Below are 13,527 nucleotides of genomic sequence, written 5' to 3' on the forward strand. Positions count from 1 at the left end.
CTTGCGCGCCTTGGCCAGCAGTTTTTTGAGCATGGTGGTGCGCGCTGCTGCAGATTCTGCTGCAAGCGTTTTTTCCGCTTCTGAAAACGCGTGTTCAACCAAAGCTTTTTTCTTGTCAAGCATTCGCTTTTTGACGTCGAAATCTGCCTGCGCGAGTTCGCGCCGCTCAAGCTGCTGCACAATCCGCTGGCTGTCTTCAGCCCGTTTCACGCGGTACGCTTCAACGGTTTTCTCCGCCTCTTTTTTCAGCTGTGTAGCTTCAGCGTTTCCTTCGTCTATGGTGCGCTGTGCTTCGCGGCCTGCTGCGTCGAGGATTTCCTGCTTTACTTCTTCAAGTCCCATAGTTCACCTTATCCAGCCATGCCGATAATAAGGATAGCGACGACAAGCCCGAAAATGACAATTGTTTCGGGAATAACCGTCAGGATAAGTCCTTTACCAAACAGCTGTTCCTTTTCTGCCATCGCGCCAATGGCTGCTGCGCCGATAGTCTTTTCTGCCCATGCAGTTGCAATTGCACTTAATCCAATTGCGAGCCCTGCGCCGAGGGCGATCATTCCGGTTTCACTTCCTGCTACCATAGTTCATTCCTCCATTCATGTTTTTTAATTGTTTTTAAGTTTTATGTTGTTATGTGCGTAAGCGTCATTCGTCGTGTGCAAACTTTTTGCGCCGCAGCGCAAAAAGGTTGTTTAGTTTATGCTTCCTCTTCCCGCGCTCCAAACGGCAGGTATGAAACGCCGCCGCCTTGGTAGAACTTCGAGAAAAATTCCACATAATGCAGCCGAAGTGCGTGCAGGAATGGCCCCAGCACGCCCAGTGCGATGTTAATCACATGGCCAATAATAAGGATGAGTATCGCAAGTACCGTGAAAATTCCACCTTTCTCAAAAAAAGGGATTGCGAGATTTTCGTTCACAACGACTGCCAAGCCGACGGATGCAAGCCCCACAGCCCCGAGCCGCATGTACGAAAGGATGTTGCTGAAAATGGCAGGAATTTCAACCAGCCCTTTGGCGCCTTCGCCGAGGTAAATCATCACTATCCCCATGCCCAGCAGGGCGAATCCTGCAAAGGGGCTTAGTGCAATGGTGCCGCCGTAGCTCAATGCCAGCACCGCGACGCCTGCTTCCATCACCATCCAGCTGATTTTTTCAAGGAACGCGTGCATGAATCCATGCTCAAACAGGATATTGAAAAAGCCGATGAGGAGCGCGAGGTTGAGATGAATCAATCCAACAATGGCGCCGATAACCAGTACGGATAGCACTTTGAACTTGCCAATCTGCACATGCCCCTGCACTCTGCTGATAAGCCGCGGAAAATCAGCGACATTTTCAACGCCATGCGCCATTTTCACCGCATGGGTTGGCAGGCAGAGCCCTATGCTGCATAGTTTTTCTCCCGTTTCCACGCTGACGTGCTCAAATCCAAAATATTCACCAAACATAAACCCAAATCCAATCGTTATAATCGCGGAAAAAATCATGATGTTGAGCAGCGCGCGCGCACTTGGCATTTTTGCGCGCAGTGCGAGGAACAAGAGAAGCGTGACAATTCCATAGCCGACATCACCGAGCATAAACCCAAAAAATAACGGGAAGGTTATGAACATCATAATCGACGGGTCAATCTCGCGGTAATTTGGCAGTTCATAGAGCCGGAGAAAAAACTCATACGGCTTGACGAGAATATTATGCCGGAACTTGATAGGGATGTTGTCATGCTCTTCGAGCGGCTCATCGATGATGTGGATGCTGTTGTTTGTTGTTTTCTTCAGCTCATCAACGACCTGCACCAACTGTTCCGTGGGAATCCAGCCGCGAATGGTGAATGATTTTTTTGTTTCGCCGAAGTTGAGCGGGACTTCTGCTTTTTTTGTCTCTTCCGTTAGCATGCGCTCATTTTCGACGAGGAATCCCACCTGCTCGCGCTTTATTTTGTTGAGGTTGAGCTGCGCCGCATTGCGCTGGGTTGTTGCTTTGCTCAAGTGCGCGTGCAGTTCACTAAGCTGTTCCGTTATCTTTTTTCTGCTCTCAAACGCCGGCGCAAGGTCAATATCAATAAATCCAAACGGCGCCAGGGCATCGCGCAGCGCAGCAATTTTTTCTTTTTCTGCATACAGCGCAAGAAGGTGCTTGTGTTCTGTTTTTGACGTTATCAGTTCGTGTTTTGCCGTGACCGCGTGAATTGCGGCTTTGACCGGTGCGATGTCGGTTGTGCCATCGAGTTCGCCGATGAGCCGGCCGAGGTGCTTGGAGTCCTGCAGCAGCTCCTTGGAAATCTGCAGTTTTCTAAGCAGGTCGAGGATGCGGATTTTTTCCGTGAGCAGGGTTATCTGGGTGCCGGCTGTTTTGATGGAATCAGTCAGTGCAAGGGTATCGTCATAAATCTGGCGGCATTTTCTGCCGAGCTCGTACTGGTCTTTTTCTCCCTTTCCGGTGTACTGCATGCGTATGCTTTTTTCAATGTCCAGCAATGACAGCAATGCGCGGATTTTGACGAGAATTTCAGCCAGCTTTTCCGAACGCTCCAGCGGCTTGCCGATGTCAAGGTCGTCGGTTTTCTGGTGCGGCTCAATGTGATACATCCCCAGCTGGTATAATTTCTGGATGACGCGCTCCATGTACGTTTTGGGGCAGACAATAGATATCTTCGACATTGGTTCTGGCGTTATCATGGTCGTGGTTCTACGGATTCCTTGAATTTTTTCAGAATGAGCGCTTCGGCTTTTTTCAGTTGTCCTTCGGCACGGCGCTCGAGTGCGGCGATTGTTTGGGCTGCCGCGTCAAGAATCCGCTGTTTTTTTTCATCAATTTCTTTTTCACGCTGGTGGAGAAATGCGTCCTGCTCATCGTCTATTTTTTTTTGAGCGTCAGAAATAAGCTGCAGCGCATCATGGCGCGCTTTTTCAAGAATTTTCCCTTTATCTTTCTGCGCCTCTGCGATGATGTCATCAGCTTTCTTTTCTGCTTCAATTACTTTCTTGACTGCGGTAATCAATCTGATTCACCCTTGGTCGCATTTTTCTCTTATATGCTCTCGTTTTTTCCCATTGTTTATAAAGTTTTATGTTTTAAATTTAATTTTAAATTTAAACAGCTTTATAAACGATCACCGCCGCGAGCGGCACAACCTTAAACACCACAAACCGCATAAGCCACGCGGTTATTTCTTGGCGGTGTTTTTCATATCCTTCTTTTCCGAGCGTCGCCGCTTTATAAATGCTCATCAACCCGATGCTGAAACCGATAACCAGAAGAAGTGTTTCGAGTCGGGAGAATCGCATCAGTTCAGCGACGAGAAGGAAACTAAAAAATAGCAGCCACCCGACGATTTCAAGTGGGGTTATGCGTTGTCGGGAGAGCGGGGAGGGGAGCAGTGAGGAACGCATGGAGTCTGCACCAATCGGTATCTTTAAATACTTTTATGCACCTCGCCAACACCATGGACCTGACCAACCTGACCTACATCAAATACGTTCTCATATTTGTCATCGGCGTGATTGCCGGGCGGTTTTCCATGGCAATCCAGTACGCGTTCATGGAGAAAAAAGCGGATAAACAAAAAGAATCCACTCTCAAGAAAAACAAAAAAACTAATGCCGCTTAATCAAATTGCAGTTCTCATCCACTTCAACAAAATGATTTGCTTTGCCACGTATGAAATCAGCGCACTGGTTTTCGGGTTTGTCATCAATCGGCTGCCGCGGATAATGCGCACTGTCGCACACCCAGTCCTCGACAAACGGCGTGCCATCGCTCAAGCACGGCCCTGCACTTAGTTTTTCCCCTTGTTTTTTGGCAGCGTTGCACAACTCCATGCACTGCGCAATGACATGATTACTCACGTCCGGCGGCAGGGATGCTTGTGCCGTTATGTCGTTGGTGTTTGTTTTTTCTTCAACCGTGGGTGTTGTTGTACAACCCATGACCAGAACGACGAAGATACAAAAGAGGATCAGGAGTTTTTTCATATTCTCTTTGTATCCTATTTTCTATAAAAATTTTTTGAAAAAACTCAAAGAATAACTCTCTCAGTATATACTCCTGTTCCTGCATCGGCATGCATTGTTCGTACTTCAGTTCCCGGAGGCAGATACGGCGTTAAGACCGATCGTCCTTCTTCTTTTATCCCAGTTCTATCTCCGCGCCGTACGCACCATTGGCTCGTGTCTAAACTCATTTGAACATAAAATTGGTTCACAGCACTTTGGAGGATTGCAGCAGTCCCTTCCTGATCCTGTGCTTCAATGAGCACAGCGAATCCCGGAATGAACACACAGTCACGCATACTTCCTGATCCGGGCGGCAACAGCCGCGCTCCCTGATGAAATTGTACACCAACGTGATGGGACGAGCCAGTATATGTACAAATGCCGCCATACTCTTCAGGAAAGAGTTTTACATCTATTCCTGTTCCGTGATACTGTTTCGGCAGCCCTTCCAGATATGCGCGTGCCTGCTGTTCCCCAAATTCCATATATCTTTGTTTGTTGCGAAAGGATGCCCACTCACCCCGATTCGCAACAACGTCTGGAAGCAAAAAAAGAACTATAGTCTCAACACTCTCTGGGATTTTTGCGGTGCGCGCTGCTGCCGGTGCCATATGGTTCTGCATGAGGAGGTTATTAATATATTTTTATATTCTCCAACCAAAAAGAAAAACTTAATAAATCTCTTCATCTCCCCCCATCCCATGAAAAAGAAGGGCGAGATGCAGCAAGTTTTCATGTACATTCTCGGCGTCGTAATCATGGGCCTTCTTTTATTGTTTGCCTACCGTGGCATCAAATCAATCATGGTCACGTCGGAAAACGCAGACATTGAAAAATTCAAGACCGACTTCACCAACCTGATTGACGAAATGTCAGCATTCGGCAGAGGAAGAGTAGATACTATCACCGCACCGGCGAATTATGCCAAGCTGTGCCTCATTGACCAGACCAGTTTTCTTGACCCCACCAGTATCCTTCCGACTGGTGTTGATGTTGTTGACGTATCGGTTGCTGCCAAGTCTGACAACACGGTCTACCTTGTTTCAGCCGACGGCTCAACCGTGGAAGCGTTCAAAACAAAGCCGATGACGGTTGTCAACAGCGCAAACCAATTCAAAAACACCTGCTTCGACATCAGCCTCGGAAAAATAAAGCTCAACTTCCAAGGCCAGTCCAAATTCACGATTGTCAAAGAAGTGAAGGAAGCGTAATTCTATGATTATTCTATATCGTTAATGGTTTACCTTAGTCGGCAACCCATTTCCACGGAAGGTATATAAATCACCTGCCTTGTGCCTTGTTTTTATGCCTAAACCAATGGTTGTTTTGCCGACCGACCGCGAGATACAGCGGTTGGTTGAAATCAGTGTACTGGTCAATCATACTGGTTCTGAAGAACGCCCTCTCCATACACGAATCAAAGACGCACTTGCTGATGCAGCGAAATACCGGGAAATAAAAGAACTGCGCGAACAGGGTGTACTGCCAGCTGAATTATCTCGGCGTTTTGGCATTTCTCCATTCGTATTAACACACTGGACTCATCATGGCTCTATTCCCATCACTCTTGAGCCAATCTTTTTCGGGGCCAATAATCACTCAATGCACGATTTTACTCCTTCCCATGAAAAAGACATCCCTCTTGCCTATCTTCTCGGGCAGTCACTGGGCAGAACAAAATCAACAACCCGCGTGCTGCGCTCACTTGAAGTGTGCACGGCAGACGCCGCGGTTGCTGAACGCTTTACTGATTCCACTGAAGCAGTGTTTGGTGTTCGGCCGCCCATCGGCCCACATGCAAATTATCCGTACGCTGTTGAATTCGATTCCGCGGCCTTTGTTCGCCATTTTGATGCAGTCACCAACCAGCTTTCAGCGATTCCGTGGCACCATCTTGGCACCCGGGCAGAATATATCTCTTTTTTGAGCGGGTATTTGAGCAGCCATGCGATTCATCAAGATGCAAAAGATCGAGCACGCGATTGCATCACCCTTAGCCAGTCATCAGACAAGGGAATGCTCCTCGAAGACCTTGCGCTTCTGATGTATCGTCTGGGCATGCGCCCCAGTTTTGGCATTCAATCAAAAACAATTGCCCAGATCAGGATATTTGAGCCAGACGATCTCACACTTCTGCTTGACGAGGGATGTTTGAATACAAAAACAAAAGCCCTTGCTGAAACTATTCGTGAAAAAAGATTGGCAAAAATTGCCGCAGGAGACGTGTACCACGCCCGTGATATTGAAGCAGCGTATGACCAGTTTCGTTATTTGACTGGAAAAAAACGCATGCCGAAACTCACTGCTGCGAAACAACTGCGGGAACAGGGCTCTCCGCTCCCTCTCGCAACTATGCAGCCATGGAAAACGATTACTCCTCCGGCAGTGCAGAAGCGGGCGGTGCTCGAAGAAATCGCTCGTACCCATCTTGATCCCACTGTCATACATTATGTGTACCGCGAGCTCGGCGGTACCGTGGATGAGGCGCGCGCAGTTGCAACACGGTATCGCCTGAAAGATATTGCTCCACTCGAACGATTTTTCTTTTTGTACATAGGAAGCATGCCTGCAGATTGCGCAACATGGCTTGCGCTGAATAGTGTTCCGCTTCGGTACGAAAATGGTGTTGCCCGTTTTGATGTGCCATCTGCACATTATTCTGAACCAGTGCACACTGAACCTTTTTTACCCTCTTCACCAACGCCAACGATAACAAACGCGAACGCTCCCGCTCCACAAGCTCACCGTCGAAAATCATCCGTTTCAGGAACAGCATCACGTTCTCCAAAAAAAGAAGAAGGAGTCGAACTATCTATTCGGGTGTACACAGATCGCGTCGATGAAAAACGTGATTTGCGCCGGTTTTCTGAAGTTCGCGAAAAAGATGATCCTGCGCTTGTTGGGGTTCCGTTTACAACCAAAGAAGAAAGAGAGGGGATCAAACTGCCTGTTCGGGTGTACACCGCGCGAACAGGAGAACAACGTGATTTGCGCCGTTTTTCTGAACTTCGTGAACAAGATGATCCTGGCCTTGTTGCGGTTCCGTTTTCAGTCTATGCACACGAAGACATAGCTGATATTCTCACTGATGAAACACCTCCTGAAAAATCGGTCCGTGTTCCTGTTTTTGCCTATCGCCAGACTCGGTTTGGCACTGAAGTGGTTGGCCCGGTGCGTCCAGACTTTGCAGCTATTCCTGACGACGTGAGAATTCCAGTCACTCGTGATGAATTGCATTCTTCTATTTCTTCTGCTTCTACCTCTTCTTCTGCCGACCTTACTTCATACTACAATACAATGGGTAAAACCTACCTACACCACTGCCTTCGCGATGCAGGTGTTCCTGAACAAAAACGCAGAAGCTATGCAACCATGAAACTTGAAGATGCACTTGAACGGCTTGACCAAGAACATCCAATCACCGTGAAAGTAAATGGTTTCAATCTTCACGTAACCCGCGATGCAGGGCTTCGCTATGCTGCTTCGTATAATCTGGCTGATGCGCGTGCTCTTGCCGATAGCGCCGGTGCCCAATCATTAAAATCCGTTATCCGCGAAGATTTTGTTGCAGCAGGCAAGTGCGATTTGAAACAGGTCAACGGCTCTGGCCTCTTTACCGACGGCCATGATTACCTTCTGGTTGAGCGGGTAAATCAAAAAGAGTTCAAAGTCACCCATCTTGGTGCGAATCCGGCGTCGTTACGCTAATGTGTACCAATCCCGAAAAGAAATCTTTATAAACCTCCACTTATCTACTCGGCATCAATAATATACGGGGGTTGGAACTATGTTAGAATACGTCTTTATTATCAGTTTCCTTGCATTGGGCGTTGCTGCACTGCTGGCACGGTATGTGCTCAAACAGGACCAAGGCACACCGGCCATGCAGAAAATTTCTGACGCAATCCGCGAGGGCGCTGAAGCATTCCTCAAGCGCCAGTACAAAACCATTGCCATTCTTACCCTCATCCTTGCCGTCGTTATCGTCGGCATTTACGGCTTTCTCGGCCGCTGGGATTACGCAATAAAAACCGGCGCGGCCTTTGTGCTCGGTGCATTCTGTTCAGCTATCGCCGGCATTATTGGCATGTACATTTCAGTGCGCGCAAACATTCGCACCGCGTCCGCAGCGCGGACATCCATGAGCAAGGCACTGCGCATCTCATTCTGGGGCGGCGCAGTCTCCGGCATTCTCGTTGTCGCGCTCTCACTTATCGGCGTTGCAGGCCTCTATATGCTTTTCGGCGCTGACCCAAAAACTACACCCTTCATGATTGTTGGCTATGGTTTCGGCGCGAGTTTCGTCGCACTGTTCGCCCAGCTCGGCGGCGGTATCTTTACCAAAGCAGCTGATGTGGGCGCTGACCTCGTCGGCAAAGTTGAGGCAGGCATTCCTGAAGATGACCCTCGAAACCCCGCGGTTATTGCTGACCTTGTCGGCGACAACGTTGGGGACTGTGCTGGCAGAGGCGCGGACTTGTTCGAAAGCACGGCCGCTGAAAACATCGGCGCCATGATTCTTGGTGTTGCGCTCTATCCATCATTTGGTGTGAACGGTGTTTTGTTTCCGCTTGTTGCACGCGCCTTCGGCCTTATTGCATCCATCATCGGTATTTTGAGTGTCAAGGCATCAGAAACAGAAGACCCAATGAAAGCGCTCAACCGCGGCTACTTCATTGCAAGCATACTTTCCGCGATACTATTGTACGTTGCCACGCGCATCCTGCTGAACAACATCTGGTTCTTTTATGCAGGACTCGTCGGCATTGTGATGAGCATCCTCTTTGTGTACATCACGCAATATTATACTGAATACAAATACCGTCCAGTAAGAGAAATTGCCGAGGCCTGTAAAACTGGCCCCGCAACAACAATCATCTCCGGCCTTGCCGTTGCGTTTGAATGCACCGGCGCGCCGACTATTGTTATTGCACTCGCGCTGTTCTTTTCGTACGTCTTCGGCCTCTGGTCCGGCGTGCCACATGGCGGCCTCTATGGAACAGCCATTGCAACCATGGGCATGCTCTCAACCGCTGCATACATTCTTGCCATGGACACCTTCGGCCCCATCACCGACAACGCCGGCGGCATTATCGAAATGTCCAAATCGCCGGCGAGCGTACGCCGCAGAACTGATCGGCTTGATTCAGTGGGCAACACCACCAAGGCGCTCACTAAAGGATATGCCATCGGCTCAGCAGCCCTTGCCGCATTCCTCCTGTTTTCCGCCTACCTCGACGAGGTTGCACTTCTGACTGGCAAGGCATTTGCAGTTGTTGACCTCGCCAAAGTGGAAGTCTTCATCGGCGCCCTGCTCGGTGCCATGCTCGTCTTCCTCTTCAGCGCATTCGCTATCCGCGCCGTTGGAAAAACCGCAGGATGCATCATTGAAGAAGTCCGCAGACAATTCAAGAACAAGGGCATCATGAAAGGAACGGTGAAACCTGATTACGCAGCATGCGTCGACATAACGACGCGCGGTGCGCTCAAAAACATGATACTTCCCGGCGTTCTTGCCATTGGCTTCCCTATTGTGGTTGGGGTCCTGCTTAAAGCCGAAGCGCTTGCCGGCATGCTCATGGTCAGCACCATTACTGGTGTGCTCCTCGCGACCGTGTTGAACAACGGCGGCGGCGCATGGGACAACGCAAAGAAATACATTGAAACCGGCGTGATGGGCGGCAAAGGAAGCCCTGCGCACAAGGCAGCAGTTGTCGGCGACACGGTCGGTGACCCATGCAAGGACACGGCAGGCCCCAGTCTCCATGTGCTCATCAAGCTCTTGGCGACACTTGCGCTCGTTCTTGCGCCGTTGTTCCTGTAAGTCCATTTAATCTATTTTATTTTTATCTTTTTTATTTCTGTTTTTTCTTTTTTCGCTTTTTTTCTCTTTCTTTTTCCGTTTTTCGTTCTTTTTCTGATTCTCTTCGTAAACTATATAAACCCATTTTTTATTCTCGTGCCTATGGCTGACGAAAACCAACAAACACAACAACCAGCGCAATCGCAACCGCTTCCCCATCCACAGCAATCAGCATCGCACGTTCCGCCCGTGGCGTATTCGCAGCCGCAGCCCGGGAAGGTTCCTGAGCGCACGGAAAAGCCCGGCGCGCCAGTCTGCGAGGGCTGCATAAAATGGCAATGGTTTGGCAGAAGCTGCTGGGTGTACTGGGAAGGCAAGCGCGCCTGCAGCCAGTTTGAAGACGAATTCGGCGAAAACAAAGGCGGCTACCGCTTGATGAAAGAGGATGAATTGTTTCATTTGTGAATTGATTGTTTTTGTTTCTTCATCTGCGTTATTGAACTGTTCTTCAAATGCGGGGCGCCGCCGTGGTTTGCTAAAGCAAACTCTTTTTTCTCCCCACGACTGCCCCGGGTCAGCGTGGGGAAAAAAAGACCCCAACTGTGTTGGGGCACGGCGGCGCCCCGCAATTAATTATGTTTTTAATTTGTCTCTCCGTCACTATCTTTTTATAACCCTCACGCTTCTCCACATTCATGCACGTTCACTGCTCGCTCTGCAAAAAACAGCATTTCTACCGCGATCCTTGCCCATTGTTATTTTCACTCGCAAAAAAACAGGAGCTCGCACAAAATGCAAAGCAGGATTACTTCGGTGCAGCTCCGAACATTTTTGTCGGGCGGTTCGGCTATCCACACATCAACGTCGGCATCCTCAACACCGAACAGTACGAAAATAACGACGATTATTTGTTGTGGAGCAAAGATAATTATTCCATTCCGCAGATTATCAACCTGCGCCTCGCTCTGATTAACTCGCGATTTCAGACTGACATAAAATCATTCAACCACACCTTCACGCCGGTCAGCCAGGAAATTTCAATGGCGAGCCAGCCGGTTGATGTTGAAATCAACCTCTCAAAAAAGCCGGACTTCTCACGCTTTCTTCGTGCGGAACAGGAAGTGAGTCCGTTCGGCCCCAGCGTCACGCTGAAAAAAGCAAGAATCACGGAAAATCCGAAAATTCCAACTGCCGTCGACAAAGCAGTGTCAGATACTGACTTCAAAGCAGGCGACGCGCTTGCCTCGCTCTACAAAAAGCATTTTGACGAACAATATCTGACCAAACTTCTTAGTGCCGGAACGCTCGGCGTTAAACTCCAGCGGAAACTGGTGCCAACCCGCTGGTCCATCACCGCGGTTGATGACACGCTCGGCAAAAACATCGCGGACGATATCAAAGATTTTTCCGAAGCAGACTATTGCGCGTTTATCGGCAGTTATTTCGGAAACTACTTCATTATCCTCTTTTTTCCTGACGTGTGGCGGTACGAATTATTCGAAACCTACGCGGGTGGCACTACCATACCCCGAGCAACAATCCAATTCACCACCGACTTTGAGGATTACACCGGCAGGAAAACCTACGCAGAGCACTGCGCCGGCGGCTATTACGCAGCGCGGCTCGCCATTCTTGAAAAACTCAAGAGCATGAAGCGACGTGCCTCTGTCCTTGCGCTTCGGTTCATTACTGACGAATACACAGCGCACCTCGGCGTGTGGGTAGTGCGCGAAGCCGTGCGCAAAACGCTTGCGACGAGGCCGATTGTATTCTCTGACAAAGGACTGATGCTGTCATTTGCTGAAAAATATGCAGCAAAACATTTCACCTATCCACTTGGTGAATTGACGTGCGCAAGCAAATTGCTCACCATTTGTTCATCACAGCGAAAATTATCTTCTTTTCTGTAAGCCAAAATGATAAACAATATAAATGAAAAGATACTTTCTTTTTCCAGAAAAAAGCAAAAAAAAGAAAAAGCAGGTGATACATATGGAAGAAGGACGCATCATGTCGGTTTCAACGCGATGCGCAGGCCGCCAGCGTACCTACATCGGCAAATTGGTTCCTCTCCACAATCTCGATTCTATCCTCAGCTATGAGCTTTCCGCTGAAGCCGTGCGCACCATTGGCATTCCGCCACGAGAGCGGCGGCTAGTCAAGTATAAAAAAGTTGCAGAAGACAAAGCGCACGTGATTGATATTCTTCGCTGACGCTTTCTTTGTTTTTTTCTTTCTAAATCTTTTTCTTCCTAATCCTTTTTGTTGTATGTTTCAATACATTCCGGGCCGCAGAAATATTCTTCTCCCTCGTTAGGGATGCCAAAGTACAAGAACTCCTTGTCGCAATGGCTGCAATGAATAATTCTCTGTCCGAGAAGATTTATCGTGTCCATAGTAGTGTTTTTTCCTCTTTTGAAAAATTATCTTTATAATTTTTTTATGTTTGTTTTTATTTTCTCTGGTAACACATCAGAGCAAAACCATGATAAGATATCAGATGAAAAAAGAGAAGTATCGCAGGTATATAAATCTTTTGCCCCGTGTACCTTATTTTCCCAACCATTGAACAAATCTGTTGTTTGGGTCAACCAGAATTACTTTGGCAGCGATTGGCTGGTCATTCAATTCAAATCCCATAATTATAATCTCTTCCCCTGTCTTGATGAGATGTGCCGCTGCGCCGTTCATCTCAATGGCGCCCGAGCCGCGTTTACCTGCAATGACATACGTTTCCAAACGTGCGCCCGTTGTATTGCTCACGACCAGCACTTTTTCTCCAACAAAAAAACCGGCAAGGCCAATCAGCTCTTCGTCAATCGTGATGCTTCCAAGATAGTCAAGATGTGCCTCAGTAACCGTTGCCTTGTGGATTTTTGAGCGAAGCACGAAACGCATATGCACACCTTTTTTTTTGTGATTTTTATTTTCGATTTTTCAGCTCTGTTCAATACTCATCAATCGATCACATATAGTGGCGGGCGAGAGTCAAAAGGAAGGCGTATTGTTATCGTTGTGCCCGATTGATCAGGATTATGTTCTCCTATTGTGCACAGGCGGCCATCATGTTCGTACGTTGTTCCGCTTATAAAAATTCTTCCTCCTAATCGCTCTACGATATTTTCAGAAATGCCCAACCCACATCCTGATGTTCCTTTTGTTGAAACTTCATACGAAAAAGCACGGAGATTGAGCTGCGCCACCAGATATTCATCTTGCGTCCTACCGGTACTGTCGTGCCAAGGAACGCTTGCTTGAATTCCAAACACATCGGGATTCATGCCGCAGCCAGTATCAGAAACACGAAGAACGGCGCGGTCGCCATCAACAGCGGTGGTGTACTGAATACCGCCCGGAGCCGCTGGCGTATATTTTGCAAACAACTCATCGAGGTCTTCCCAGACAATCTTACTCATTGCCCACATTGCGTTTTCAGTGAGATGGTCAAGCACCTCTGAAAGAGCGCGATATGCAGGATACGGAAGAAACGGCTGTGGGCACTGCAACGAGGTTCTCACCTCAAAACGAACAGGATCGATATTCAACGGACCGCATTTCTGATGCCACCCTCGAACATAGTGCTCAACCACCGTATCAATACTGTGCGCCTGTGGTTCCGAAAGTCCCATTCATCGTCCGGATTCGATAAAAAGTATGTACTTTTCTCATGTATAATGTATATCAATACATTTCTATATATTTCAGGAAAGTATATATACCTCCTCGG

Annotated in this window: 17 protein-coding genes; 7 read left to right on the forward strand and 10 right to left on the reverse strand. The window is 48.4% G+C overall.

Annotated features, from left to right (window positions below; translation table 11 throughout):
• From Q7R76_01405 to Q7R76_01425, 5 genes are all read right to left on the reverse strand, one after another.
• The coding region (locus tag Q7R76_01405) for a hypothetical protein (GenBank protein ID MDO8642230.1) at nt 1-342 on the reverse strand (342 nt) is incomplete at its 3' end.
• A gap of 8 nt (nt 343-350) precedes the next feature.
• Nucleotides 351-581 carry a V-type ATP synthase subunit K gene (locus Q7R76_01410; GenBank protein MDO8642231.1) on the reverse strand — a complete coding sequence of 77 codons (231 nt, stop codon included), beginning with the start codon at nt 579-581 and terminating at the stop codon, nt 351-353.
• A 116-nt stretch (nt 582-697) separates the two neighbouring features.
• Entirely contained in the window at nt 698-2,680 is a 1,983-nt protein-coding gene (locus Q7R76_01415; protein ID MDO8642232.1) for a V-type ATP synthase subunit I, read from the reverse strand.
• Nucleotides 2,677-3,003 (reverse strand): hypothetical protein, encoded by a 327-nt coding sequence (locus Q7R76_01420; GenBank protein MDO8642233.1) that lies wholly within the window; start codon nt 3,001-3,003, stop codon nt 2,677-2,679. The genes Q7R76_01415 and Q7R76_01420 overlap by 4 nt, the downstream gene beginning before the upstream one ends.
• A gap of 91 nt (nt 3,004-3,094) precedes the next feature.
• Nucleotides 3,095-3,394 (reverse strand): hypothetical protein, encoded by a 300-nt coding sequence (locus tag Q7R76_01425; protein MDO8642234.1) that lies wholly within the window; start codon nt 3,392-3,394, stop codon nt 3,095-3,097.
• Nucleotides 3,395-3,447: 53 nt separating this feature from the next.
• Here Q7R76_01425 and Q7R76_01430 point away from each other — a divergent pair, with 53 nt between their 5' ends.
• Nucleotides 3,448-3,612, forward strand: coding sequence for a hypothetical protein (locus tag Q7R76_01430; protein ID MDO8642235.1), 165 nt, complete (start codon nt 3,448-3,450; stop codon nt 3,610-3,612).
• Here the strand turns inward: Q7R76_01430 and Q7R76_01435 are convergent.
• A complete protein-coding gene (locus Q7R76_01435; GenBank protein ID MDO8642236.1) occupies nt 3,599-3,976 on the reverse strand; it encodes a hypothetical protein in 378 nt (125 codons plus the stop codon). The two genes, Q7R76_01430 and Q7R76_01435, sit on opposite strands and share 14 nt — an antisense overlap.
• Before the next feature lie 44 nt (nt 3,977-4,020).
• Nucleotides 4,021-4,608, reverse strand: a complete 588-nt coding sequence (locus tag Q7R76_01440; protein ID MDO8642237.1) for a hypothetical protein — start codon at nt 4,606-4,608, stop codon at nt 4,021-4,023.
• Between the two features lie 90 nt (nt 4,609-4,698).
• On the opposite strand from Q7R76_01440, the gene Q7R76_01445 reads away from it, so the two are divergent.
• The 6 genes from Q7R76_01445 (at nt 4,699) to Q7R76_01470 (ending at nt 12,014) form a co-directional block, all read left to right on the forward strand.
• Nucleotides 4,699-5,208, forward strand: a complete 510-nt coding sequence (locus tag Q7R76_01445; GenBank protein MDO8642238.1) for a hypothetical protein — start codon at nt 4,699-4,701, stop codon at nt 5,206-5,208.
• Nucleotides 5,209-5,302: 94 nt separating this feature from the next.
• Nucleotides 5,303-7,705, forward strand: coding sequence for a hypothetical protein (locus Q7R76_01450; protein ID MDO8642239.1), 2,403 nt, complete (start codon nt 5,303-5,305; stop codon nt 7,703-7,705).
• A gap of 79 nt (nt 7,706-7,784) precedes the next feature.
• Entirely contained in the window at nt 7,785-9,821 is a 2,037-nt protein-coding gene (locus tag Q7R76_01455) for a sodium-translocating pyrophosphatase (protein MDO8642240.1), read from the forward strand.
• 141 nt (nt 9,822-9,962) lie between these two features.
• Entirely contained in the window at nt 9,963-10,265 is a 303-nt protein-coding gene (locus Q7R76_01460) for a hypothetical protein (protein MDO8642241.1), read from the forward strand.
• 230 nt (nt 10,266-10,495) lie between these two features.
• Nucleotides 10,496-11,710, forward strand: coding sequence for a hypothetical protein (locus Q7R76_01465; protein ID MDO8642242.1), 1,215 nt, complete (start codon nt 10,496-10,498; stop codon nt 11,708-11,710).
• 82 nt (nt 11,711-11,792) lie between these two features.
• A complete protein-coding gene (locus Q7R76_01470; GenBank protein ID MDO8642243.1) occupies nt 11,793-12,014 on the forward strand; it encodes a hypothetical protein in 222 nt (73 codons plus the stop codon).
• 38 nt (nt 12,015-12,052) lie between these two features.
• Here the strand turns inward: Q7R76_01470 and Q7R76_01475 are convergent, their stop codons facing one another.
• The 3 genes from Q7R76_01475 to Q7R76_01485 all read right to left on the reverse strand — a co-directional run bounded on the left by Q7R76_01475 (nt 12,053) and on the right by Q7R76_01485 (nt 13,429).
• Nucleotides 12,053-12,196, reverse strand: a complete 144-nt coding sequence (locus tag Q7R76_01475; protein MDO8642244.1) for a hypothetical protein — start codon at nt 12,194-12,196, stop codon at nt 12,053-12,055.
• Between the two features lie 154 nt (nt 12,197-12,350).
• Entirely contained in the window at nt 12,351-12,698 is a 348-nt protein-coding gene (locus tag Q7R76_01480; protein MDO8642245.1) for an aspartate 1-decarboxylase, read from the reverse strand.
• A 59-nt stretch (nt 12,699-12,757) separates the two neighbouring features.
• Nucleotides 12,758-13,429 (reverse strand): ATP-binding protein, encoded by a 672-nt coding sequence (locus Q7R76_01485; protein MDO8642246.1) that lies wholly within the window; start codon nt 13,427-13,429, stop codon nt 12,758-12,760.
• Between the last annotated feature and the right edge of the window lie 98 nt (nt 13,430-13,527).

The sequence above is a fragment of the Candidatus Woesearchaeota archaeon genome (assembly GCA_030651375.1).
Taxonomy (GTDB): Archaea; Nanobdellota; Nanobdellia; order Woesearchaeales; family UBA12501; genus JAUSFM01.